This is a genomic window from Streptomyces sp. NPDC058620 (genome assembly GCF_042717135.1).
Taxonomy (GTDB): domain Bacteria; phylum Actinomycetota; class Actinomycetes; order Streptomycetales; family Streptomycetaceae; genus Streptomyces.
Genome location: NZ_JBHXQO010000076.1, coordinates 1 through 23,581 on the forward strand (window position 1 = coordinate 1; position 23,581 = coordinate 23,581).

Below are 23,581 nucleotides of genomic sequence, written 5' to 3' on the forward strand. Positions count from 1 at the left end.
CAACCCACCCCAACCACCCACCAGGGCCATCACACTCGTCCCACCCACCAAAGCAACCAGCAGACGCCAGAAGAGCACCTAAATCACCGGTATTGAAGTTGGACCGTGTCCTACATGGTCAGTTTGAGGAATCGTTTGTAGCAGCAGAGAGCGGCTGCCAGTCCGAGAATGGCGAGGTAGTTGCCTGGGTTCCGCTCGTAGCGGTGGTTGAGTCGGTGGTAGCCGGTCAGCCAGGACGTGGTGCGTTCGATGCCCCCATCTGCGGCGGCCGAGCCGCTCGCCGGAGTCGATGCCCTTGCGTGCGATACGGACGCCGATGTGCTTTCCCCAGAGCCATCGCCGCAGGTGGGGGATGTCGTACGCCTTGCTGTGTGACGGCGGCGGGGCTTCGATTCCGTCGCGTGGGATTCGTGTCCCATGTGGAAATGGGACAGCGTCGGCTTCAGAGCCTGACTGTCGTGGGTGTTGGCCGCGGAGAGCCCGACGCGTAGGGGTAGTCCGCCCGCGTCGGACAGGACGTGCATCCTGGAACCTGGCTTGCCCCGGTCCACGGGGCTCGGACCTGCAAGTTCACCCCTTTTTAGCGCGGACGTGCGCGGAGTCCAGGATCGCTCGGGACAGGTCGATCAAGTCCCGTTCATCCAGGAGCTGGAGAATCTTCTGATGCAGCCGACCCCACACACCGGCTCTCGACCAGATGACGAAGCGGCGGTGCACGGTCGACTTCGACGCCCCGAAGCACGGCGGTAAGGCCCGCCAGGCACACCCGCTGACCAGCACGCAGATGATCGCCGCGAAGACCGCCCTCACCATCGCTGTTCGCGACCCCGCCACCTTGCGGGCGCACCCGCCCCGACGTCAGCAGCAACGGCCTCGGGGTTGACTGGGGCCCGGTTACGGCTGGAAACCTCATGCGGCTGACCCATTCCGGCTGCTTGATTTTCACCGCGCGGAACTCCGCCATCATCGGCTTCAGGTCACAAGGTTCTGTCTCTTCGGTCAGCCCGTGCCCGGATGAGGACGGGTGCGAAGTGGAGTGCGGCTTGGTAGGCGATGGCGAGTTTGTCGCACCGTTGCCAGGCCGCGACACTGCTTGAGACGGTTGACGCAGCGTTCGACAGGTGGACTGTCGACACGAGGTTCCCCTCGGCGAGCAGTCTCTCGACCCTGGCACGCGAAAAGCCGAAGCCTTCGGCGATCAGCCGCACCGGCCGCACAGGTATCCGCGCCGCGGAGCGGACCAAGACCTGGCCAACACCGGCACATGCGCCCACTGGCCGCGGTGCGCCGGGTGCTGCGCCGGCTGTGCGGCGATTGCCAGGCCGGCCGCTCGGTTCGACCCGAGCCGCCCACGGCGCGGCGCCGTACGGCCGGCTCCTGGAGCAGTTCCGCTGCCAGGCCGGGGTCGTTGTCGTGCAGCGGGTTCAGGCGCTCGGGTTGTACGGACGCACCTTCATCCGCCTCAGGACAGTGAGCTCCTCGTTGGCGTCCCCGCACCAGGTGCACAGCGCGAAGAGCCAGGCGTCGAGGAGCTTGCGGTCCGCGTTGCACGCGTACGCTCCTGCGCCCCGGTTCCTCACCGACGTCGAACGACCCGCTCACGCGCCCGGATCCCGCCGTCGTATGGCGTGTGCGGGCGACCCGGAAGGGAACTGGCAAGCCGTGGGCCACCCGTGAGTTACAGCCCCAGTCCATGCAAACGGAGGACAGCAGAGCCCGTGAGTCCCCACTACGAAGTCCAAGCCCTGCTGCGCCCCATCGGCCGGTGGTGGGCCGTCGACGTCCCCCACCTCGACCTGCACGCCGAATGCCGCGCTCTGGAGCATGCGGAGGACCTGGCCCGCGGCCTCGTCGCCGAAGCCGTCGGTGCCACTGTGGGATCAGGCGATCGCCGCCGCCGTTCAGGCACTCGTGGGCAAGCTGCGCGTGAGCCAGGGCGACGCCGGACGTCTGCTCGGCATACCCCGGGCGAGGTGGCCGGGGTCATAGCTGGTGGCGGACCCCGGCCTCCTGCTGGGCCTCGGTGAGCTGTTCGCGCAGGTCGCCCTCGATGGACTCGCGGGCCTTGCCGCGGCGGAAGAGCGGCAGCACTGTGCGCTGTTTGCCGTCCTCGACAAGCAGGGCGAGCCCGCCGTAGAGCGCGAAGATCCCGATGCCCAGACCGGTCCAGCCCGCCGCGATCTGGAGAGCGTTCCCGAGGCCCGCCTCGTAGAGGCCCGTGAGGGCGAAGCGCACCGCGGTGAGGCTGAGAAGGACAGCGAACAGGGGCTTGGACTGCGCGGCCGCCCCGGCGAGCGCGAGCACGAACGGGACGAGCGCCAGGAGGAAGACGGCCTGGGCCACTACCGGCTTGCCGGGCGGCGAGTCCAGGGACGTCACGCTCGTTCCCGCCCAGGCGGCACCGAGCAGCAGCAGCGCCGTGCCGGCGCCCGCGTCGCGGGCCAAAAAGGCGAAGATCCCGCCGACGAGCTGGAGCGGCACGACGAAGATGAGGACGAGGAGCAGAAGGATGCTGCTCTGCGCGACCGGTACCCAGCCGAGCTGGAGGGAGGACAGGACCGTACTGCCCATGCCGAGGGCGAAGAAGCCCAGCGGCAGCGGGCTGGCGATCGGGCGTAGCACGATGCGCGTCACCGCGTCGGTCGTCAGCGGTTCTGAAGGGCCGTTCGGGCCGGAATTCTGGGGCACCGCGCAAGCGTACGAGTTCTGGACCGGTTCGCGACCACGGGCAGCCGGAGATGGCGTGGGCGCCCGCGTGTCGGCGGCCGGGGTGCGCATGCTGGGCCAGCTGGTGCGCGACGCGATGACGACGTGGACCATGACGACGACGGCCTGGCTGCCGGAGTGCCGGCCCGGGCCTGAAGCTGTTCACTCAGCGCACGGAAAGCCACCACAACGAGCAGCGGCGCCGCGCCGCCAGCAGCAGCTGGATCAGGCGCCCCCTCCGGTCAGCCGACAGCTGGCTGACCGGGGCCCCTGCCGCCAGGGCTGCGAGCAGTTGCCTGGAGGGCTTCGGGGGATTCTGCTCAGCCCATCTCATCCGGGGGTGAGGGAGTTGGCCCGGCGGGTACGGCAGCGTCATCGACGACAGCCTGCGGGATCTCAAAGGTCAAAGACGTCAAGATCTCCGCAATCGGGAGGTCGGCGTGCCCGCCTGTACGCGGACCGGATGTGGCTCCAGCCCGGAGGCGGCTGCCGCCTCATGGTCTTCTGTCCCGTCGACGACGAGACCGTCGAGAAATTCGAGCGTCTGCACGCCCTCGCGGGCTGACCCGCGTCGAGCGGCTCGGACGGCCGCAATCAAGCGGAGACGAACGGCTCCGTCAGATGCGGCGTCGCCAGGTGCAGCGTGGTGGCGGTTTCGCGGTTGAGCATGCGCACTCTTGAGTGCCTGGCCGCCTCAGGGTCGTTCTCGTGCGAGTAGGCGAGCTCGGGGTGGAGCAGCTGGAGCGCGTGCACCAAGAGGTCGCCGGTGACGAGTGCCAGCTCGCGCCCGTCGGCGACCAGCACACTCTGGTGCCCGGGCGTGTGACCGGGCGTGGCGACGGCGCGCCCGGCGCGAAGCGGCGTGTCTCCGTTGAGGAGCCGGAGCCGACCGGCCGCTGCGAGCGGGTCGGTGAGGGTCTCGCGAAGCTGCGGGTTGAGCGCGTCGATGGCGTCGAACTCGGCCTGTTGGAGCAGGTATTCGGCGTTCGGGAAATAGGGGCGGCGGCCGTTGGTCGCACTGCCGGGCGAAGGGGCACCGCCCACCGCGCCGCCCGCTGATGGGACGGCCGCCTCGGTGACGACCGCCCACCCGACGTGGTCGGTATGCAGATGCGTGAGTACCACGGTGTCGACCTCGGCCGGATCGATGCCCGCGGTGGCGAGCGACTCGGGGAGCGCACCGGGCACGGGCGCCCACGAGTTGGCCGGGCTGTCCGCCGGACCGATCCCGGCGTCCACGACGGTGAGGCCCTTGTCGCCGCGGATCGCATACGCGCGGAACTGGAGCCGCCAGCGGCCCTCGGCGTCGACCGCGCCCGGGTCGTAGCGGTCGGCCTCGGCCCACTGAGCGGCCGTGGCCTCGGGGAAGGCCTCGGCGCGCGGGGAGAAGAACGGGCCCTCTCCGTCGGCGAGGGCGATGATCTCGGTCGAGCCGATCCGGAGACGAGGAACGCTGAGGGACATGGCCACGATCCTGCCACGCCTGGATCCACACCCAAATGCCCTAGCGCTCGTAGGTCGCGCGGGAACCACCGGCCTCGTCCGCGGCGTCGGCGAGCCCGCCGAGCGCGGCCGCCAACTCCCGCAGAGCGGCGGGCCGAAGCGCATAGATGCGGCGTTGCCCGGTGCGTTGGGAGGTGACAACGCCGGCGCGCTCGAGAGTTTGCAGGTGCTTGGTCGTCTGCGGCTGGCGTGCCTCGGCAAGCTGTGCGAGGACACCGACCGGGCGGGGCCGCTCGGCCAGCAGACTCACCAGGCGCCAGCGGACCGGGTCGGCCAGTGCGGAGAGGAGTACGTCCACGACCACGAGCATTCCTGACAACGAATATTCGCGTCAAGGAATAAATCGGCGCACTCAAGAGGCACCGAAGCCCTTTGACTGGGGTGCTCTGGAACTCCTCAAGGTCGCCGAGGAAGTGCGCGACGCCGAGATCGAGCTGGAGTTCCTCACCGACGCCATTAGGGACGAAATCACCAGCCTGCTACGGGGCGACTCCGTAGGCGACCGTGGTGGTTGGGTACTCTGCGGCGAGGTCGAGCAGGGCCTCGTATTGCGCCTCGTCTGCGGCCAGGTCCCAGCACAGCTCGGCGGCCGTCCACTCGACTGCGTACTGGCACCGGTAGGCGTCCGTCGGCGGGAGCAACCGCGCAGGGTCTTTGTCTTACTTGTCGCGGACTTTGCGGTGACCGCGATGAGGGGGGCCGGGGAGCCTTGGTCGTTCGCATATACCTCACGGTAGGACCCATCCCAAGCGAAGCCACCGTCTCGGCATCTCGTTTGGGCGAGAGCGTGCGCTCCTGGAGAGGCAGGGCCGTGCTGTTCTACGGGGGTCTCGCGTACGACGATCTTGTCGACTGGGCCAGCGAGGGAAGCGTTGTGCGAGCCGATCACGGGGCAGTAGCTGCCTGGCGTATTTCGCAAGCGAACAAGACCGCACTCGTTGACATCGGTATCCCCAACGGCGACAGCGCCCCCATCACACGAGTGTGCTTCAGGCCGAAGCGGAGCCGGCGCTGCCGACAGTTGACGGACGACTGCTCTATCTGCTGGCGGAAAGGGTGCTCCAGGGCGCCAACAGCAGTGTCGTGACCTGGTCATGGGCCGTGGAGCCGGGGCCGGTTTCGTGTATTACGGGATGCCGGAAGGCGATGCCTGGTGCGCCAACTCCTCCGTCGTCCTGTGGGTTCGATACCTGCATCATTACGGGCTGCGCTCGATACCAGTGTCCTGCTGCTCAACGCGGACTTCCACGAGGAGGACGCCTTCTTGGCGGAACGTTTGGGGCTAGCAGCGGAGCTGGAGGAGTGTGACCCGCCCGCACTCGCCGGCTACGCAGATTTCGTCTGGCTGGCGGTCCTTGCACGTTGGCTCTGGTAGCAAAGAACGCAGAGTAGCGGCTTGGCCCCAGCGGGGGAAGGATGGTAGCGATTTCCGTTTTGGGTGGATAATTCGCTTAGGGTGCTACCCGGGGGTAGGCGTCGGGCAGCTTATCTACGACCGCACCACGCAGTGGTGTGGGAGGTGACAGAGATGGCGGCTGGCAAGAAGGCCAAGAACGCAACCAAGAAGACCAAGGGCAAGCTGAAGGAAACCACCGGTCAGGCTCTCGGCAACGAGAGCCTGGAGGCGAAGGGGGCCCGCGAGCAGATGGCGGGCGATGCGAAGCAGACCATGCAGAAAGCCAAGGACACGCTCAAGCACTGACCTCACGCCTTGAGGCCCCGGTCTCGGGGATTCCTGGGAACCATGGACAAGGGGCCGACGTCCTTACGTCGGCCCCTTGTCCACGACCACGGATGGCGCCGCATGGCTTGCGGCTATCGGCGCGGACGGCTTGCTTCGTCCTCGGCCTCGCCCTCGGGGACCTCGTCGTACTCCTCCTCGTCCGCATCGTCGGCGTACTTCCCGGATTCCTCGTCTTCCTTGCCGTCCTCGCCTTCGTATTCGCCTTCCTCCTCGTCCGTGTCTTCGTCTTCCGCTTCTCCTTCTTCTTCAACTGCTTCTTCGTGGGTGCGGACCACCTCGCCGTCGCGGATCTCGCCGCGCCAGCCTTCCGCCTCATCGGTCGTGAGCGAGACGTGCCGGAGGAAATGCTTCAGGTCCAGGCGCAGGCGTCGGCCTTGCGCGCGCCAAAGGTTGCCGGTCTTTTCGAAGAGTCCGGAGGGGTGGTACTCGACCACCGCGACGACGCGGGTCAGCGTCGGAGAGAGTTCGTGGAAGCTGACGCAGCCGCGTGTGGTGCCCTTGGGGCCTTCGGAGGTCCACACGATCCGGTCGTCCGGCACCTGCTCCTGCACGGTGGCCTTCCAGCCGCGTGTCGACGGCCCGACCTTGACCTTCCAGTCGCTGGTGGTGTCGTCATTGCGGGAGACGTCGCGTACACCCTTTGTGAAGCCGCTGAAGTCCTCGTACTGCGTCCAGTGGTCGTACACGGTGCGCAGCGACAGGCCCACGTCGATGAACTCGACGATGTTGACGACTTTGCCGCCGCTCTTACGGCCCTTCTCGCCGTTGCCGAACATCTGGGATACGGCGCCGGTCACCTTGTCCTTGAGGCTGCTCAGGCCCTGGCCCATCATTGCCTTCATGGGCGAGTCGCCCTGCAGCATCCGCCCCCCGATACCGGCGACGTCGGACAGCTTCCCGTTGCCTTGCGCCACATCCTGGAGCAGACCTGTCACATCTCCCAGCTTGCCCAACGCCTTGTCCGCGAGCTGCTCGGCCTGGGCCCCCAGGAACGTGGTCAGCTCTTCGAGCAGCCGCTCAAGCCCGGACTTGGACTCTTGCGCGCCGGCGCCGACGCCGTCTGACTGTGCCATGACCTACCTCCGCGTGGACGGATTGCGGCCCGGCGTCTTCTTCGCCGCAGTCTTCTTGGCGGCAGTCTTGAAGGGCGCGGTCTTCTTCGCGGCCGCGGGCTTCGACCGGGTCTTCGCCGTCGGCGTCTTCTTCGCCGTCGGCGTCTTCTTCGCAGCGGTCTTCTTCGCTGCGGCCTTCCGAGCCGCCGGCGGCGGATCTGAGGGGGCCGAGCGGCGCGCACTTGCCGGTGCGTCCTGGGCAGCCCTGGTTCGGGTCGAGGGCCGACCGCGCCTGCGAGACTGGGATTCCTCCTCATGTTCCTCTTCTGCCTCGGGCTCCTCTTCCTCTTCCTCCTCCTCGTCTGCCTCAGGCTCCTCGTGGCCCTCCTCGTCCTCGTCTTCGCCTCCTTCTTCGTCCTCGGGCTCCTCGGGCTCCTCCTGGCCCTCTTCGTCTCCGGTTGCGGCGGCGCTGCCCAGTTCGGAGGTCCGCTGGTGCAGCGATGCGGTGAGGTCGGCGAGCTTGCGGTTGGCCGCAGCTCCCAGAGCCTTCTTGCCTGCCTCCAGGGCTTCACCACGAAGCTGGTCGCTTATCTCGGCGAACTGAGGCGTCTCCTTGAGCTTGGTGAGGCCTTGCGCCATGAGCTGGCCGGGTTCGAGATTGAAGCGTCGGCCGGCGAGGTAGGTCGCCGCGGTGAACGCGAGGCGGCCCTTTTGGGTCCGTCCTAGGACATAGCCCCCGGCCACGGCGGCCGCGAGCGCGATCTTGGTCGTGTTTTGCATCAGCTGCTGCCCCTTCACCAGGGCGTTTGCGGGCTGTGCGTCGCCGCTCAGGAACACCGTCTGGCTCTGCGGATGTACCCACTGTTGGCTTCGACGGCGCCAGCCGAAGGAGACGCCCCTCTCGGGCGGCCTCTCTGCCACCTACGCCCGATACAGAATATATTTTCCTATATACCGACATTCTAGATTCCGCGAGCGGTGTGCCTCAGCGGATTGATCGATGGCCGCTGAACGGGCACGACCACGCAGAGCCCGTCCCCGCCCGACCGAGGAAGACGTCGAGGCGCAGGACAGGGCTCCAGCACGCCGCGCCTCCGCCAAGCGGAAGGCCGGGGTTCCCAGTGCGGCTTCGGCGATGCGCTCCGCCGCCGGGCAGCTGGCTCAAACTCCTGAGCCGGACCCCCGACCCGCTGCTTGTCTCAGCTACCTTCCACTGGCCGTTCGGAGCAGCTCCGCTGGTCGCCGGTGGCATTCCCGGCGGACCGTGACCGCCGCGCCGCTTCACACGATGGCGCCCCCGCCGCGTGCCGCGAGAGCCACATGACGTCCGAACGCAGTACAGTCCTGCGCAGCCACCATGATGTCGGGCGCGCCGCTTGGTTCGGGGGCTCGGTGATGGGCGCGGTCGGCCTCAACGGCGCAGCGAAACACCATTCCAGATCATGGAAAGAGAACGCGGCACTCGCCAGCTCCGGCTGGGCGAGGTGGACACCGGTTCGGCGCTGCCGCGATCGGCGTGCACATGGTCGGCGCAGGCGGACTGCTCGGGGCAAACGCTGCCCGTGCCGCCACCCAGCAGGGGGTCGCCGCCTCCACCCTGGCCAAGGCCGTCCTCACCGGGGCCGTTCTCGCAGTCACCGCATACGCCCGGACGCGGGGCAGGAAGATCGAGCTGGTCTCCGTCGGCTTCCCCCAAGACGCAGAAGACGCCGAGGGCCGCCCGTACGACACGGTCAAAGCCGAACGCAACCTTTCCTACGCGCAGTGGGCGGTTCCCGCTTCACGCGCGGCCTGCTGATCTCAGTGCCCTCCACGGCGAACAGCACAGCTCGGCGGCATGTGGCAACGGGCCACTCCCCCACGTACAAGACGTGGTCCGAGGCCGATCTGCTCCAGGTCCTCTGGTGCGACGGCCTTGGTCCGGTCGTAGACGATCGTCAAAACGGGGCCCCGCCGAAGTGGGCGAATGCCCGGCGGTAGCAGTCGAAGAAGGTCTGCAGGTCCTGGCCGCCTGGGTGCCCGCGCGGCGGCCCAGATCCACAAGACACACCGGGAGGTCATCGCCTCGATCCGGCCACCGGCAGAATGTACTACCGACTTGGCGAGGGTCTGGGTCATGGCCGTGTCGATGTTCGGGTTGGCGTCGAAGTCGAACGTTCGGAGTGACTTGTCGCGAGGGAACCCGGCGGCCTTGATGCGGCGTTCGGAGCGTCGGCGGGCCCGGTCGTCACTCGGCGAGGAAGCCGAGGTAGGACATCTGCTCGCGTTCGGCTGTCGCGGCGAACTCGGGGAACTGGGACCGGATGGTGGGCAGCCGCAGCATCCTGCATGCCTGGTCGACGGCAGCAGTGGCGGCTTGCTCGGTGAGTCCTCGCCGGCGGGGGAAGCTCACAGTCGTTCTCCTTCAGAGGGTGGGGCGGTTCGGCTGGCGCAGTCGCAGCAGCTGGTCGTAGTGGGCGACCGAGAGAAGTGACCGCTTGTCAGGTGGCAGGTGAGCCAGGCGGCGTGAGGCCAGGGACGTGACTCTGGACCGGCCGGCCATGGGCGGCACGGGTTCCTCTTGGGCATGGCTGTCCTCCTCCGCCGCCTTGCGGGTTTCAAGTGCGACGGCGTGCGCCGTCAGCGCCCCCGTCTTCAGGGCCGCCGCGAGGCCGGTGACCAAGTGTTCATGGGGAAGGTGGCGGCCGAGAAGAAGGACCTCGATCAGCGCGCGGGTGCCGTCGCGTTCTCCGTGGGCCTTGACGGCCGCCGCCCACCAGACGTCATGGACCGGGGTGAATCTGCCCGCGGAGCGTGCCTGATCGAGCGCGGTCGCTCCCGGCAGGGCGCCGGGCTTGCGCACGAGTGCCTCCAGGTAGTGGTCCGGGTCGAGGCGGCATCCGCCCTTGGTGATCAGCGGCTCATGCAGGCGACTTCTTCGCGGCCGTCGTGGACCACCAGTTCGGGGGCGGGCAGCATCGCGCGGACCGTCCTGCAGCCGCACCGGCACCGGCACCGGCACCGAGTAGCGGTTGGTCCGGACGCTGATCTGTTCTCCGAACTAGCGATCGCTGGTCTGCGGGCCCTTGGGTAGACCGCTGGCTGCTGGGCGTTCGCTGGGTAAGGATGCAGCTATGCGTCGTGCCAACACTGACCCTGAGAGACATTGAGCGCCAACCAGGATCGAATGCGCCAACCTGCGCATGATCGGGCTCCGATTCCTCCGTCCCCGGCGTCAATACGGTGTGCGCGACGCCCCATGGCGCCCGTTCCGACCGAGAAGGCAGCCATCACGAGGCGTCGCCTGAGCTTTGAAGCGGTCAGGGCCACGTGCCCGGCCCAGCCCCGCCGAAGCCGGGTTCCCGCTCCGGATGGCGCACCCCGAGATGCCGTATCCGCAGCGATCGGGAGGAATGGATACCAACGGCAGTCACGACAGGCCGTGCATCAATCCTGGAGGACGGATGACGAGCCCGCTGGACCCCTCGCCAGAGTCTGCCCAGGGGTCGTCTCCGTCGGGCGGCAGGTCGCACGTGGCTGGCCCGGGCGGAATCGCGCGGAAGGTGGCCTCAGCGGTTCTGATCGTCCTCGCCTGCATCCTGGTCCCCGTGTCGGTACTCACCGTGTGGGTGCACGACATCGCCCTCGACACGGACCGCTACGTCGAGACGATGGAACCGCTCGCCTCCGATCCCGCGATCGAGAAGGCCGCGCACAACCGGATCGTCCAGGCCGTCGACGTAGGGGTCGACGCCAAGCAAGTCACCGCCGAGCTCGCGGCCTGGTTGCAGTCGCAGGGTTTGCCGCCCCGCGCCGCCCAAGCAGTGCAGGGGCTGGCCCCGCAGCTGGACGCGGCTGTGACCGGCACCGCGGACAAGGTGGCGACGCGCTTCGTCGAGAGCGACAGGTTCGAGAAGGTGTGGACTGCCGCCAACCGGTCCGCCCATACGGCAGTTGTGCACGCGCTCACCGGAGAGGGACGCGGCGCGGTCGACGTGAAGGAAGGCACCGTGACCCTCGACGTCGGTGCTGCTGTCGACCGTGTCAAGGAGGAGCTCGTCGACGCCGGCGTCACACCGGCGGAGAAGATCCCGGACGTCGACAAGCAGATGGTGCTCTTCCAGTCCGACAAGCTGGAGCGCATGCAGGGCGCCGCGCACGCCCTCGACGTACTCGGCACCTGGATGCCGGTGCTGACGGTTCTGATCGCGGCAGCCGGCGTCCTCCTCGCCTTCCGGCGCAGACGTGCCCTGGCGAAGACCGCCCTGGGTGCCGCGCTGGCCTGCCTGATCGTCGCCATCGGTCTCGTCGTCGCCCGCCGCTACTACCTGGACCATCTGCCACCGCAGGTGCAGTCCGAAGCGGCTGCCGCAGCGATTTTCGACCACCTCCTGCACTTCCTGCGGATCACGCTGCGCACCGTGATCGTCCTCGGTGTGATCGTCGCTCTCGGCGCCTATTTCGTCGGGCCGGGCGGTTGGGCGCGCGCTGTACGGTCCGCCTCCGAGCGCACCGCCGATTCCGCGGCCCGGTGGGCGGACACCCACGGTATCCACACCGGTCGTGTGGGTACGTGGACGGCTGACTACCGGCGGTGGCTCACGATCGGCGTCCTGCTGGTACTCGCCTTGTTGTTCGCCCTGTGGAACCACCCCACAGCCCTGACGGTGCTGCTGCTGGTGCTCGTCCTCCTGGCGGCGCTGGCGTTGATCGCCCTGGTGGCGGCGACCGGCCGCAGGACACAGACAGCGGGTCCTCCCGCGCCTGCGGGCCAGGAGGCCGGTCGCTGAGCGGCGTCGGGGACGCTCGCGACCACATGCATGCAGTCCTGGGTGCGCAGGCCACTACGATCGCCTGCCGGTCGACGATGCCGACCAGGTTCGGACAATGACGAGGCCCCAGGTCGCTGACCTGGGGCCTAGTTCAAGACCGGGTGAGAATCGAGCTCGCGCTCTGAGCTCGGAAACCAAGGCGGCTGCGTTACACAGCACGGCCCGCTCCGGCATGGCTGTTCCACGCCGCACAGCTCCAGCGTTCTCTGCCGGGCCCGACGTTCATGGTGATCGAGTGGACACCCTGGTCCTGGCGGAAAGGGTGGCTCAGCCCCATGACGCACCTTCAACGGCCGGACGTGTTGTCGGGGTACCGCTACGGATGCACTGGAGTGTGCCGCTGCTAGTGGCGCTGTTCGCGACGGACTTGGTAGCCAGACCTCCCCGTATGGACTCCAGGGCGCTGGGATGCCGTATCCGCCTTCGCCGGCCTCGTAGGAGCCACACCTGTTCATGGGCAGCCTGCTGCTCCACGAGACGGCACACGTCGCGACAGCCCGAAGCAAGAAGCTCTCGGTCCAGGACGTGACGCTGTGGGCGCTGGGCGGCATGACGCGGATGGGGCGACCGCAGACCGCCGCGTCAGCTCTCGCGGTGGCGGCGGTCAGTGGGCCGCTCACCAGGCTGGCCATTGGATGCGCAGCGCTCTGAGCGGTAATCGGGCTTCATGCCCTGTCCGGCTGGGCAGTGCCCGCCGCCGTCCCGGTGTGGCTCGGCTGGGTGAATCTGGTCCTGAGCGTTTGCAATCTGCTGCCCACCGCGCCGCTCGACGGCGGAAGGTTGCTGCGGGCGCTGCTGTGATGGCGCACCGGAGACCAGGAACGTGCGGAGTCGGCGGCCTCCCGGAGCGGCCGGGTGATGGGAATGCCGCTGGTGACTGTCGGCTGGATCTGCCTCCTGTGCGGGGCGCCGGGCGGGCTGTGGCTCGTCTTCGTCGGCTTCTTCAACATGGTCGTCGCCGGGGCGGAACGGCGGCGCGCCGCTCTCCACACCGCAGTGCGGGGGTGCTGGTGGCCGACGGTCCGCAGGCTTGCAGCGGTGCCGGGAGACGTTGCGCGTGCGGCGACCCCGCTGTCCCAGTACGCGGTTGCCGCTCCGGGCGATCTTCTGAATGAGGCCCTCGACAGGCTCAGCCTGCGTACCGGCATGTACATCCTCGTCCTCGTCGCGGACGCGGGGCATCTGGTGGGGATCGTCAGCGCGAAGGACATCGCCCGGTTGATGCAGCGGCACACACTGGGCGGAAACGCGCCCAACTGAGCGCGGAGAACAGTGGTGTTGTCACTTCCTGTCTCTCATGGGGCAGGGGCGCGACTCGTGACCCCAAGCACCGTGTTCCTCGCCTACCTCCGGGCCGGCGAGGGCATCCGCATGCTCGCGGCGCCACAAGGGTGGTGCGGGACGCCTGCCGCTGCGGAGAGGCGGGACACCTTCATGCCATACATAAGGGTGACTGCCCTGAGTCATACCGGGCTGGTTCGTGATCACAGGGCACTACGGTCGCGGGTGCCGTCGTGCTGGCCGAGTAACTGCTGGAATTCAACGTCGGCGACAGCAGAGTGTTTGATGCGACTCAGGACGACCTTCGCCCGGTGAGCGTGGGGGACAGTCCGCCGCTGCAGGGGGGACGGCGTAGTACGTCACTCGTCACGCAGGCGCTCGGCGGCGCACCCCGGTTCAGCACCATCACGCCACACGCCGCGACGTCGCCGCTCTCTGCCGGCGATCGTTGCTTGGTGTCCACCGACGGTCTGACTGGCCCCGTGCCGGAGGAGGCACTCGGTGGCTTGCTGCGGGTCCATGGCGACGGCAGGGCCGCTTTCGAGCTGTGGAAGGCCGCCATCGAAGCGGGAGGTCCCGACAACATCACGCTCGCGGTGATCGGCATCGGCGAGTAGTGGCCGAGGCCGCGCCGCCATCTTGGTCGGTACGCGGAGAAGGCCGGGACGGCCTGTCCTTCGTGGGGGAATGGAGCACCGTTACGCCGATCCTCCTCGGGCGGAAAAGTGGCGAAGGGCCGGGGCCGTGTTGGGGAGGTCGGAGAACCTCCGCTTTTACGGTCTTCGCCACAGTGCCCATCCGTTGGCGCGCGATCCGGCGACACCATGGTCCGGGCCGCCCGAAGGGCGGCGGCTTCAGATTTCATACGCTGTGCATAGAAGGGCACGCTCCGCTCCCTCTATTCTCCCGGCGCGGCAGCAGAAGGAATGCTCGCTGCTCGCCGCCATGTCGATTTCGGCAGGATGGCGAGCGCGCTGTGTACGGTCGCCACGGCGTGACCGCCGAGGCCGGTCGTCCGTCGCCCGACCAGTGATCCGACCTTGTCCGGCACTCACCGCGGCAGTGATCCCGTTCTGATCCGGTCAGTTCACGCCACGTCGCCATCGTCACGGGACCCCCACCCGGCGCACGGTCGTCCCAACGCCTGATTCCCGTCTCTTCCCTGTTTCCGGCAGAGATTGCCGTACCCGCGCGGCCACGCGACGTCACCGAGTTCCGCGTATTCAGAAGTCGGTTCCGCATGCCACGCCGCCCATCGATGGACCACGGAAGGAAACGACCCATGAGTCACAACGACAGACCACAGGTGAGCCGGCGGGGCTTTCTCGCCGGCACGGCGGCGGCAGCCGCCACGGCAGCCGTACCCGCGATAGCCCAGGTCGCGGCTGCAGGCGCCGCGGCCGCCGCGACCCGCCCGAACATCCTTCTGATCGTCACCGACGACCAGCCCAAGCAGACCGAGTGGGCGCTCCCCAAGACAGTCGACTGGCTCGCCGGGCGGGGCGTGAAGTTCACCAACGGCCATGTCACCACGCCGCTCTGCTCTCCGTCGCGGTCGTCGGTACTGTCCGGCCAGTACGCCCACAACCACGGCGTACGGAACAACGGAGCCTCGTACCAGCTGGACCAGAGCAACACCATTCAGCGCTACCTCAAGCAGGCGGGCTACCGCACCGGTCAGTTCGGCAAGTTCCTCAACTCCTGGAATCTCGCCCAGAATCCTCCGCACTTCGAGGAATGGGCGCTGCTCCAGCCGGGCTACGTCGACGCCCAGTGGAACGTCAACGGCACGGTCCAGACGATCAACGGCTACACCACCAACATCATCAAGAACCGAACGCTGAACTTCCTGGACAAGGCCGCGACCGACAGCCGCCCCTGGTTCGCTTACGTCACTCCGTACGCCTCACACGGCCCCCGTACACCCGAGGCCAAGTACGCTGGTACGGCCGTGCCGGAGTGGAACGGACGTCCCTCCGTCCCCGAGGCCGACCGGAGCGACAAGCCGGCCTACATCAAGAACGCGACCGGGACCCTGGCTGAGGGACAGCTGATCCGCGAGGAGCAGCTGCGGACCCTGCGGTCCGTCGACGATGCGGTGCAGGCGTTCAAGGACAAGCTGACGTCCCTCGGGCAGCTGGACAACACTCTGGTCATCTATATCGCCGACAACGGTTTCGGCTGGGCGGACCACGGCTGGACGAAGAAGTCGGTGCCCTACCGTCCGGCACATGAGGTGCCGTTCTACCTGTCCTGGCCGGCCGGCGGCCTGGGTGCCGGCACCACCGACAACCGCATCGTCGCCAACATCGACATCGCGCCCACCGTCCTCGACGCGGCCGGGGTCACTCCCACCCACACGCAGGACGGGACGTCGCTGCTGACCTCGTACAGCCGCGATCACCTGCTCGTCGAATGGTGGAAGCAGGGCACTGCCGCGGGCGGTCCGCCGGCTTGGTCGTCGTACGTCGCCAAGAACAAGCAGTACACCGAGTACTACGACCTGACGACCGACGCCGACGGCAAGGTGTCCGGCACGGGTCAGCTGAAGTTCCGCGAGTACTACGACCTCGTGGGCGACCCGCACCAGCTGAAGAACAGCCTCTACCAGGCGACTGGGCAGGACGAGCAGACCCTCGGCATACCCGCACTGGCGGCACAGCTCGCCACCGACCGCGTCAGCTAGGCGCCATCCGGCCGGGCACCGACGGGTGCCCGGCCGGACCGACTCAGGGAGTTGCTGTGTCCTCTTCGTCCCTCTCCTGCTGCACACCGGGCAACGGTGACGCCACGACCGTCGCCCTCTCCCTAGCGCCGCCTCCGCCTCCGCCTCCGCCGGTGTCCGCCCTCCGGGTCGCCAAGCACCTGGTCGACCTCCCTGGCGGGCGCTTCCTCATGGGGACCGACGACCCGGACGGCTTCCCGGCCGATGGCGAAGGCCCGGTGCGCGAAGCCGAGGTCGCCCCCTTCCGTATCGCGCCCACAGCCGTGACCAACGCCCAGTTCGCCACCTTCGTCAAGGCCACCGGCCATGTCACTGAAGCCGAGCACTCCGGCTTCTCCTTCGTCTTCGCCGGTCTTCTGGCCGACGAACTTGCTGCCTCGTCAAAGCTGGTGGCGGCGGTTCCGTGGTGGCGAGCGGTGCCGGGCGCCACCTGGAGACACCCGGAGGGCCCCGGCTCATTCTTCGCCACCCGGCAAAACCATCCCGTCGTGCACGTCTCATGGAACGACGCGCACGCGTACTGCGCGTGGTCCGGTACGCGGCTGCCGACGGAGGCGGAGTGGGAGTACGCCGCGCGCGGCGGCCTGGAGCAACGGCGCTACCCGTGGGGCGACGAACTGACCCCCGGCGGGCGCTATATGTGCAACATCTGGCAGGGGGAGTTCCCCACGCACAACACGGGTGACGACGGCTACCTCGGCACAGCCCCGGTGAAGTCCTACCGCCCCAACGGCTACGGCCTCTACAACGTGGTGGGGAATGTCTGGGAGTGGTGTGAGGACTGGTTCACACCGGACACGGCACGGGTGATGCGGGGCGGCTCCTACCTGTGCCACGACTCGTACTGCAACCGCTACCGCGTCGCGGCCCGCAGCTCCAACACGCCAGACAGCTCGACGGGGAACATCGGCTTTCGCGTGGTGATCTGACTGGGGGGCCGAGCCTCGAATCAGCATGTTCAGGCAGGCGATCGCCCCCTTGCGAGCAGGAAAGGCGGTCAGTTCTTCGAGGGGGGTCTTTCAGATCCTGGAGCCGTTCGGCGATGTCGTCGGCCCACGCCTGTGCCCACGGGCGGAGTTCAGTGATCGCGTGGTCGTCGAGTCGGTAGGCGGCGAACTCGGCGTCGTCGGCGTGTGGCACAGCATCCTCGGCTGCAGGAGATGGCCACAGGCCCCCTGCACGAGACGACCGCGCACAGTGTCAAGGAAGGGAGTCTGCTCCACGCCAGGAAATTGCGGCATTTTCGGCCGCACGAGTGGTATCCCTTGCTCATGACCTCGCTCTGACCAGCAACGACGCGAAGACACTGACGTAAGTATGGTGCTCCTTCTTCGACCAGGACGAGTACGCGGTCATCAGGTCGCGTCACCGCATCGAGTCCCTGGTGCTCCCCCTTCACGGTTCTGTCGCGTGGCATCTGCCGCACATGAACATGTTTGATCGCGACAGCACTGGGCGCTGGCTGGTGGAACGACCGCTGGTGCGGCCTGCGAAACTGGGCTGGAATTGGCTACGGTCCCGCTCCGGAGATACCGGAGCTCGATCTGATATGGGGTGGGGAATGCCGAAGCACCGGTTGTCCAGGAAGAACCGTTACATCACCTTGGCGGCGACGGGTGTCGTCGTCGTGGCCGGCGCCGGGGTCGCGGCGCAGAGCTCGGTGGCTGCCCCGGCGTGGCCGGCGCAGAAGACCTACACGGGCCGGGCGTTCGACGCCTGCACGGCGCCCTCGCTCACCGCGATGAAGGCATGGAAGAGGGACGCCTACTACGGCGGCGTCGCGGTCTACGTCGGTGGCAAGAACCGCGGCTGCGCCCAGCCAAACCTGACCAAGTCCTGGGTGAAGTCGGTCGGCACGCTCGGCTGGCGGGTCATCCCCCTGTACGTCGGCGCCCAACCGCCCTGCCAGAAAAGCGGGAACAAGGAGAGGTTCACCGCGGCCACCGCGGCCTCGGTCGGGGTGAGTAACGCCAACGACGCGATCGTCAAGGCCTCGGCGCTCGGCATGAAGGCCGGCAGCCCCATCTACCTCAACATGGAGTCGTACGACATCGCCGACAAGGCGTGCAACGACGCCACCCTTACCTACGTGCGGTCTTTCACCAAAACCCTGCGCGCCAAGACCTACCGCGCCGGCCTCTACGGCTTCAGCAGCTCAAGCGCCAAGGCGATCGCCACCGCCAAGGACCGCACGGACCTGCCGGGCAACCTCTGGTACGCCCTGTGGAACGGCCAGGAGACCACCACCAAGGACTGGCCCTGGAACCCGAAGCTGTACACCGACCACAGCCGCGGCCACCAGTACAAGGCCAACAGCAAGGAGACCCGCGGCGGTCACACCATCACCGTCGACCGCAACGCCTGGGACGCCCCGGTCGCCATCATCGGCTGACCGGTCGGCATGACGGCCTGATCGGCGGCTGAAACGGAGCGCGAGCCCGGACCCGCGCGGCCCGGACCCGCGGGCCTGCGGGCCTCAGGCGGCCCACGGGGGTTCCGGGAAGGCCAGGGCGGGCGAGCCGCCCGCCCACCACACGCCGATCACGAAGGCGGCCGTGGCCTCCACGTACGCCGCCCGGTCCAGCCCGCCCGCCGGCATCGGGCTCCACCCCATCCCGGTGATCAGCTCCGTAACGTGCCCGGCAGCCCCCGGGTCGTCCGCGCAGAACGGCACTGCGGGCGGGATCGCGCCGAAGGCGCCCGCTGGGTGGTCCCACATGCTCGCGTGAGCCAGGTTGAATGCCTTCACCACGTGTGCGCCCGGCGCCGCCGCCCCGATCAGGCCGGCCACGCTCTCCCCGGCGCCGGTCGTCAACATCACCCCGCCGGGCCCGGGATCCAGCGGGTTCGTGCAGTCCACAACCGTCCGCCCGACCAGTGCCCCTGCGTGCTCCCGGGCCAGCGCCGGCGCCGCCCCGGCCGGTACGGCGAGCAGCACCGCCTCCCCGTACCCCGCCGCCTGCGCCGGCGTCCCGTGCCCGGCCGCCCCGATCCGCCCGGCGAGCGCCTCGGCGGCGGCCGCGTCCCGCCCGCCGACGAACACCTCGTGCCCGGCCCGCGCCCAAGCGCCGCCCAGCGCCGCCGCCATGTCCCCCGTACCCAGTACACCGATGCGCATCGTCGTGTTCCCTATCGTCCTGTCTCGTCCTGCTCGTTCCGTTCGGTGGTCCCACGCTACGAACGCCGACGCACACCGTCCGGTGTCCATCGGCGCAGGCAGGATGGGCGCCATGGAGAAGCTGACCGATCCGGCCGCGGGCCTGCCGGACCTCACGTACACGGCGGACTGCCGGGCGCGCGTCGCCTTCGAGGTGCTGGCGAACCGCTGGGACAGTGTCGTGGTCTTCACGCTCGGCGTGACCGGCCCGATGCGGCCCCGCGCGCTGGTCGCGCGGATCGGCGGGATCAGCCCGAAGGTTCTGAACGAGGCGCTGCGACGGCTGGAGTACAACGGCCTCGTTGAGCGCCACGCGTACGCCGAGGCCCCGCCGCGCGTCGACTACGCCCTGACCGAGGCCGGCACGGCGTTGCTCACACCGATGCGGGCGATGGGCGCGTGGGCCGCGCGATACGCGGACGACGTGCTCGACGCGCAGGACCGGTACGAGACCCGCTGAGCCCGCGCGGTACGAGGAGTGGTCCGCGGCGGCGGGTCTACGGGGGCGGGGATTCGGCCCAGACGGTCTTGCCGCGCTGCGAACTTCGCTCTCAGAGGGAACTGGAGCGCCAGCCGCCTGGTACCGCCGAAGAGCCACAAGAGCAGCCGGCGGTAGGGCGTCACCTTCGCCATGCAGTCACCGGCCTTCGAGCTCCGGCGGGGACACAGCGCGTGCCGGACTCGAAGGCACCAGGCCCGAAGACCCCGCCCGCCGGAGCGGGACCGGCCGGACGCAGTGAACTGGTCGAGGCCCTCCCCGAACCAGCGCGGCAACTGTCCCGAGCCGGAACATGGCACCGCGCGGGACTAGTCAAGATCACCTGGCAACCGGTCAAGTCACCTGTCAGAGGACACTGTGGCCAGGAACCACTCACCCGCACATCAACTGTGCTCGGCGGCCATGGCGTCGAAGGTCTCCCGCATCATCCTGTCGATGGCGCCGGGCCGTTCGGCCATGGAGTCGAAGAGATCGGCGAGCAGCCACAGCACGAAGCTGTGCACCAGGGCCTCGTTCGGCGGGATCTGTCCGAACTGGTCGCGCCACGCCACGGTGTCCATACCCATCGCCGCGGCCATGAGGACGCCAGTGACCATCGGCACCTGTGCAGGGTCGGCCATCTCGAAGGTGGGGAGCCTGCGGATCACGGCGGGGATCAGATCACTGAGCGGATCCAGACGATCCTCGCCACCGCTCTGCTCGGCGATCAGGTATCCGGTCAACACGCCCACCAGGAAGACCGTTCCCCGGGACACCTCCTCACGCCCGTGGGCGTCCATCGCAGCCTTGACCCGCCGCTGCGCCTGCTGACGCTCTTCGGCGGAAGTGCGCTTATCCAGGACCCTGAACGAGTCCCACGCCGCACGAATAGCCTCATCCACTACTACGCCGTCATTGGTCATGATCCAACCGTAGTGTGACGACGAGCTGCAGGTGGCCGCTGTACGTCCGCCGGCCTCTGGTGGGACCGCTGCCCTGGCAGTGGCCAGCGGAGCGAATCCCCGATGGTATGTGTGGTGGCGCCTGTGCGAGCTCCAAGACGGTCGTTGCGCCACTTGTGACGACTCACCCGCCACCTTCGACCACGATCATTGCGACGGCTCGGCCAGGGGGCTGTTGCGTATCTCCTGCAACCGGCTGGAGGCTGAGTGCGCCCGACGTCGGCGTAGGTGCTTTCACGAGCCGCCCCACTTCTTCGAGGGGCACTGGCGACATGCGCCGGCGAAACTGCTCGAGATTCAGGTCGGCAGCGGCTACCATCACCGCTCGTTGAGCACAGGCTGCTTGTTCTTCAACCTCAGTTGCTGCTCAGTGCTTGCCGAGAGGGAAAATTGCGGTGCGTGCGGGCATCACACTGGTCAGACTGGCGACCATGACTGAGAAGATCACCCGCATCAACCCCGAGCAACTGCATGAGACGCCCGGCTACCACCACATCACGGTGGTGGAGTCAGGCCGTACGGCCTACCTGGCGGGGCAGTGCCCGCTTGATCGGAATGGTGACCTCGTCGGTTCCCGTTCCCTCAAGACGCAGGTCGACCAGGTGGTCGCGAACGCGCTTACTGCTCTGGCAGCGGTGAGTGCCCAGCCCCAACATGTCGTACGGTCATTGATCTATGTGCGGAGCGATGAGAGGGAGGTTCTGGGAGCCGCTTGGCGTCAGCTCACCGACTCTGCCCTGGGTCCGGCGTTCACCACCGCCAGCACGCTCTTGGGCGTCGCCCAGCTGGGCTTTCCCGGACAGCTCGTCGAGGTGGATCTCACTGTGGCGCTGCCTGACTGAGTTTTCTCGCTGTCTGTCGAACGGCGTCTCGAACTGGGTAGCTCACCTGGGCTTTCGCCGGACGCTGGGGCGGCCTTCGTCTGATCATGTGCTCCGACCAAGGTGCACGTGACCACGACGAGGGCCGTGAAGGAGAGTCCGCTGCCCGATGCTGCTGTGGGGGAATCGTTTTGACCGGCTGTTCTGCCACGTCTACGGCCGGGCTCGCCTGGGTCCTGCGGGATCTTCCCGTCGTGATGGGACGAATCCGCGGCGATCGAGTGATGCGGTGACCGAAGCCGCCACGGGTCTACGACCCCAAGGGCGGCCGACCGCCCAAGCACGGGCCGGAGTTCCGCTTCGCCAAACCGGAGACCTCACCCGTACCCGCAGCCACCACCAGCACGGCCATGACGAACTACGGAAAGGCCGTCACGCAGGCGCGGGACCGCGTCCATCCCCGGCTGACCCACCGGGCCGCCTGGCTCGACCACGAAGGCGAACTCCCCGTGGTCGAGAGCACGTTGATTCGGCTGGAGGTCGAGCACCTGTCGAAAGACCGCGCAGCGCCGGCGGGGTGGTTGTGTCCCTCAAAGAACCGCGCCGACTCACGCCGGCCCGTGTCCGCCGGACGTTTCGGAACCTCCGCCAGCACGTGCCCTGCCCCGCTAGGGCGCCGAAACCGCACCGGCCCGGCCCGGGACGGCCACCTGGCACGAAGAACAGATAGCGGGCCACCCGCTACGACGTGGGCAAAACCACCCGACGCGAGAAGACACCCATCGCCCCACAACGGTTGAAAGGCCAAGGAACTGGCTCAGAAGACTTAGGGGTTAGGGGTCACTTCGAATCCGGCGCCGTATACGTCGGCAGAACTGGCAGCGTCCCGGGCACGCAGATCGGCGAGGATGTTGGCCGAGCTGGTGTACGCGTACTGCGGATAACTGGGCATGGTGCCGGTAGTGATCCCGGCCCACGGGCCGGACGCCTGGAAGCCGTTGGCCTCAGAGGGGTACTCGCTACCCGGCACATGCCAGATGGCCGGCCCACCTGAGTCGCCCTTCTCGTTCGGGGCGTGGCACTGGTACATCCCGTTGGCGTTGCTGGTGATGCGCCCGTACCACACACCTTTCTGGCCGGAGACGACCAGCTCGTTGGTGTTCGACCAGGCAGCGCCAAGCAAACGCTCGTTGGCCAGGGCCGGAGTGAGAGCGTTCGGGCTGACCTTGCCACCGGGCACTTCCATTTGGCCGGTTTGCTTCAGATGCGGGCCCTGAGCGGAGGGTGTGACCCCCTTGACCAGCTCGATGACCATGTAGTCCTTCGTCGGGTGGTAGCCCAGCAGTGAACCCTCGGGGTCCTTGAAGTACCGCACGTACCCGATCGGTCCGAAGCCGATGTCATGCCGGTCGTAGATGGGGCCGATATCCTCGTGGATCTCGCGGTCGGCATAGTCCGGGTCGCGCAAGCAGTGGCCTGCGGAGATCGCTATCTCCCGCCCGTAGTTATCTGTGCCCACCGCGCCGATCGTGCAGAAGGCGTTCGGCATGTCTGGGCGGAAGACGATCTGCATGGCGTTATGGACACGCTTTTCCTCAGTGCTTGACTCGCTGGCCAGGGCGTTACCTGTGGTCAGCGTGGCAGTCGTGACGAGCGCGGCGGCCAGGGTGCAGAGACGTCTGATCGCGCGTAAGCGGCGTCTGTTGAGCATGTGCGTGGCCCTTCTGGGTGTGTGTCGGTTCGATCTGTCTGTGCTGAGCGTGCCAGGGTGCACTGGGAGGTGCGCACCGAGCTCCGGTTTCACGGGGGGGGGTCGTCATGCTGCTGACCTTTCCCGGGGAAGCAGGTGGCAGGCTCTCTCTTCTCGCACGAACTCTCTCCCGGGGCACTGCAAAACCAATGAAATCCTGCTGAACCAGGGACGCGTCGGCAGTAGGGATACGAGGCGACTTCGGCGGCGCGGACCTCACCCGTGGATGCAGGAGTCTCTGCCGCTGCCGAAGACGATCGCGGTGAATGATCACGCCAAAGGAACGACGTCTGAGCTTGGCGTCCAACCTCGGTTGCTTTGGTGTTCTTTGATCGATTCGGCGCGTTGGCCGTCTTGCCGACGGCGTGGTGGGCTGCCCGGTGCTTGTTCTTCGACCCAGGAGGTCGTCCCGGTGCTGAAGACAGTATCGGTGCGGCGGCGGGGCGGGCCGCAGTCACCCTGACGTTGCGAAACCTCCGCCTCACGCGGGCGGGAGTAACTGATCGTTTCAGAATGAGATCGGTGTGGTGGCTTGGCAGTTGGGTGTTGGGTCGGCAGGATCTGTTGGGTGTCTGCTGATCTTGTGCCTGA

General features: G+C 67.8%; 24 protein-coding genes and 4 pseudogenes. 14 read left to right on the plus strand and 14 right to left on the minus strand.

Features of this window, described 5'->3' with window-relative positions; genetic code table 11:
- Nucleotides 1–110: 110 nt before the first annotated feature.
- The 7 genes and pseudogenes from ACFWSK_RS34295 to ACFWSK_RS34325 all read right to left on the minus strand — a co-directional run bounded on the left by ACFWSK_RS34295 (nucleotide 111) and on the right by ACFWSK_RS34325 (nucleotide 4,850).
- Nucleotides 111–913: pseudogene (locus ACFWSK_RS34295) on the minus strand (IS5 family transposase).
- 64 nt (nucleotides 914–977) lie between these two features.
- Entirely contained in the window at nucleotides 978–1,274 is a 297-nt protein-coding gene (locus ACFWSK_RS34300) for a DUF1062 domain-containing protein (protein WP_383795055.1), read from the minus strand.
- 150 nt (nucleotides 1,275–1,424) lie between these two features.
- Nucleotides 1,425–1,580: a DUF1062 domain-containing protein gene (locus tag ACFWSK_RS34305; RefSeq protein WP_383795057.1), complete on the minus strand. Its 156-nt coding sequence runs from the start codon at nucleotides 1,578–1,580 to the stop codon at nucleotides 1,425–1,427.
- Between the two features lie 403 nt (nucleotides 1,581–1,983).
- On the minus strand, nucleotides 1,984–2,688 hold the full coding sequence (locus ACFWSK_RS34310; protein ID WP_383795059.1) for a GPR1/FUN34/YaaH family transporter: 705 nt from the start codon (nucleotides 2,686–2,688) through the stop codon (nucleotides 1,984–1,986).
- Nucleotides 2,689–3,300: 612 nt separating this feature from the next.
- The gene (locus tag ACFWSK_RS34315; RefSeq protein WP_383795062.1) at nucleotides 3,301–4,170 is read right to left on the minus strand and encodes an MBL fold metallo-hydrolase; all 870 of its coding nucleotides are present in this window, start codon (nucleotides 4,168–4,170) and stop codon (nucleotides 3,301–3,303) included.
- A 43-nt stretch (nucleotides 4,171–4,213) separates the two neighbouring features.
- A pseudogene (locus ACFWSK_RS34320) lies at nucleotides 4,214–4,507 on the minus strand (ArsR/SmtB family transcription factor); the annotation flags it as partial.
- Nucleotides 4,508–4,688: 181 nt separating this feature from the next.
- On the minus strand, nucleotides 4,689–4,850 hold the full coding sequence (locus ACFWSK_RS34325) for a hypothetical protein (protein WP_383795065.1): 162 nt from the start codon (nucleotides 4,848–4,850) through the stop codon (nucleotides 4,689–4,691).
- A gap of 887 nt (nucleotides 4,851–5,737) precedes the next feature.
- Here ACFWSK_RS34325 and ACFWSK_RS34330 point away from each other — a divergent pair.
- The gene (locus ACFWSK_RS34330) at nucleotides 5,738–5,911 is read left to right on the plus strand and encodes a CsbD family protein (RefSeq protein ID WP_383795068.1); all 174 of its coding nucleotides are present in this window, start codon (nucleotides 5,738–5,740) and stop codon (nucleotides 5,909–5,911) included.
- Nucleotides 5,912–6,024: 113 nt separating this feature from the next.
- Here the strand turns inward: ACFWSK_RS34330 and ACFWSK_RS34335 are convergent, their stop codons facing one another.
- Nucleotides 6,025–7,026 (minus strand): SRPBCC family protein, encoded by a 1,002-nt coding sequence (locus tag ACFWSK_RS34335; RefSeq protein ID WP_383795071.1) that lies wholly within the window; start codon nucleotides 7,024–7,026, stop codon nucleotides 6,025–6,027.
- A 3-nt stretch (nucleotides 7,027–7,029) separates the two neighbouring features.
- Entirely contained in the window at nucleotides 7,030–7,926 is an 897-nt protein-coding gene (locus tag ACFWSK_RS34340) for a histone protein (RefSeq protein WP_383795074.1), read from the minus strand.
- Between the two features lie 601 nt (nucleotides 7,927–8,527).
- Between ACFWSK_RS34340 and ACFWSK_RS34345 the strand changes: the two genes are divergently transcribed.
- On the plus strand, nucleotides 8,528–8,803 hold the full coding sequence (locus tag ACFWSK_RS34345) for a hypothetical protein (protein ID WP_383795076.1): 276 nt from the start codon (nucleotides 8,528–8,530) through the stop codon (nucleotides 8,801–8,803).
- Nucleotides 8,804–9,105: 302 nt separating this feature from the next.
- Here ACFWSK_RS34345 and ACFWSK_RS34350 read toward each other — a convergent pair.
- Nucleotides 9,106–9,397: pseudogene (locus ACFWSK_RS34350) on the minus strand (ATP-binding protein); the annotation flags it as partial.
- A gap of 12 nt (nucleotides 9,398–9,409) precedes the next feature.
- Nucleotides 9,410–9,847 carry a hypothetical protein gene (locus tag ACFWSK_RS34355; RefSeq protein WP_383795079.1) on the minus strand — a complete coding sequence of 146 codons (438 nt, stop codon included), beginning with the start codon at nucleotides 9,845–9,847 and terminating at the stop codon, nucleotides 9,410–9,412.
- 700 nt (nucleotides 9,848–10,547) lie between these two features.
- Between ACFWSK_RS34355 and ACFWSK_RS34360 the strand changes: the two genes are divergently transcribed.
- From ACFWSK_RS34360 to ACFWSK_RS34395, 8 genes are all read left to right on the plus strand, one after another.
- The gene (locus ACFWSK_RS34360) at nucleotides 10,548–11,774 is read left to right on the plus strand and encodes a hypothetical protein (protein WP_383795082.1); all 1,227 of its coding nucleotides are present in this window, start codon (nucleotides 10,548–10,550) and stop codon (nucleotides 11,772–11,774) included.
- A gap of 495 nt (nucleotides 11,775–12,269) precedes the next feature.
- Nucleotides 12,270–12,467: a hypothetical protein gene (locus ACFWSK_RS34365; protein WP_383795085.1), complete on the plus strand. Its 198-nt coding sequence runs from the start codon at nucleotides 12,270–12,272 to the stop codon at nucleotides 12,465–12,467.
- A gap of 69 nt (nucleotides 12,468–12,536) precedes the next feature.
- Nucleotides 12,537–12,617, plus strand: coding sequence for a site-2 protease family protein (locus tag ACFWSK_RS34370; RefSeq protein WP_383795114.1), 81 nt, complete (start codon nucleotides 12,537–12,539; stop codon nucleotides 12,615–12,617).
- A gap of 63 nt (nucleotides 12,618–12,680) precedes the next feature.
- Nucleotides 12,681–13,076 (plus strand): CBS domain-containing protein, encoded by a 396-nt coding sequence (locus ACFWSK_RS34375; RefSeq protein ID WP_383795088.1) that lies wholly within the window; start codon nucleotides 12,681–12,683, stop codon nucleotides 13,074–13,076.
- 476 nt (nucleotides 13,077–13,552) lie between these two features.
- Nucleotides 13,553–13,714 carry a hypothetical protein gene (locus tag ACFWSK_RS34380; protein WP_383795091.1) on the plus strand — a complete coding sequence of 54 codons (162 nt, stop codon included), beginning with the start codon at nucleotides 13,553–13,555 and terminating at the stop codon, nucleotides 13,712–13,714.
- A gap of 665 nt (nucleotides 13,715–14,379) precedes the next feature.
- Nucleotides 14,380–15,783 (plus strand): sulfatase, encoded by a 1,404-nt coding sequence (locus tag ACFWSK_RS34385; protein WP_383795094.1) that lies wholly within the window; start codon nucleotides 14,380–14,382, stop codon nucleotides 15,781–15,783.
- Nucleotides 15,784–15,839: 56 nt separating this feature from the next.
- Nucleotides 15,840–16,751 (plus strand): formylglycine-generating enzyme family protein, encoded by a 912-nt coding sequence (locus ACFWSK_RS34390; protein ID WP_383795096.1) that lies wholly within the window; start codon nucleotides 15,840–15,842, stop codon nucleotides 16,749–16,751.
- 632 nt (nucleotides 16,752–17,383) lie between these two features.
- Entirely contained in the window at nucleotides 17,384–18,214 is an 831-nt protein-coding gene (locus ACFWSK_RS34395) for a glycoside hydrolase domain-containing protein (RefSeq protein ID WP_383795098.1), read from the plus strand.
- Between the two features lie 84 nt (nucleotides 18,215–18,298).
- Here the strand turns inward: ACFWSK_RS34395 and ACFWSK_RS34400 are convergent, their stop codons facing one another.
- Nucleotides 18,299–18,940, minus strand: a complete 642-nt coding sequence (locus tag ACFWSK_RS34400; RefSeq protein WP_383795101.1) for an NADPH-dependent F420 reductase — start codon at nucleotides 18,938–18,940, stop codon at nucleotides 18,299–18,301.
- 112 nt (nucleotides 18,941–19,052) lie between these two features.
- Between ACFWSK_RS34400 and ACFWSK_RS34405 the strand changes: the two genes are divergently transcribed.
- Complete coding sequence (locus tag ACFWSK_RS34405) at nucleotides 19,053–19,439, plus strand: winged helix-turn-helix transcriptional regulator (RefSeq protein ID WP_383795104.1); 387 nt, start codon at nucleotides 19,053–19,055, stop codon at nucleotides 19,437–19,439.
- Between the two features lie 422 nt (nucleotides 19,440–19,861).
- Here ACFWSK_RS34405 and ACFWSK_RS34410 read toward each other — a convergent pair whose 3' ends face one another.
- The gene (locus ACFWSK_RS34410) at nucleotides 19,862–20,380 is read right to left on the minus strand and encodes a hypothetical protein (RefSeq protein ID WP_383795107.1); all 519 of its coding nucleotides are present in this window, start codon (nucleotides 20,378–20,380) and stop codon (nucleotides 19,862–19,864) included.
- Nucleotides 20,381–20,489: 109 nt separating this feature from the next.
- Here ACFWSK_RS34410 and ACFWSK_RS34415 point away from each other — a divergent pair, with 109 nt between their 5' ends.
- The 3 genes and pseudogenes from ACFWSK_RS34415 to ACFWSK_RS34425 all read left to right on the plus strand — a co-directional run.
- A complete protein-coding gene (locus ACFWSK_RS34415) occupies nucleotides 20,490–20,858 on the plus strand; it encodes an endonuclease domain-containing protein (protein WP_383795117.1) in 369 nt (122 codons plus the stop codon).
- Nucleotides 20,851–21,261: a RidA family protein gene (locus tag ACFWSK_RS34420; protein ID WP_383795110.1), complete on the plus strand. Its 411-nt coding sequence runs from the start codon at nucleotides 20,851–20,853 to the stop codon at nucleotides 21,259–21,261. The genes ACFWSK_RS34415 and ACFWSK_RS34420 overlap by 8 nt, the downstream gene beginning before the upstream one ends.
- Before the next feature lie 203 nt (nucleotides 21,262–21,464).
- Nucleotides 21,465–21,967, plus strand: a pseudogene (locus ACFWSK_RS34425) (transposase); the annotation flags it as partial.
- 99 nt (nucleotides 21,968–22,066) lie between these two features.
- Here ACFWSK_RS34425 and ACFWSK_RS34430 read toward each other — a convergent pair.
- Nucleotides 22,067–22,951: a hypothetical protein gene (locus ACFWSK_RS34430; RefSeq protein ID WP_383795112.1), complete on the minus strand. Its 885-nt coding sequence runs from the start codon at nucleotides 22,949–22,951 to the stop codon at nucleotides 22,067–22,069.
- Nucleotides 22,952–23,581: the final 630 nt, after the last annotated feature.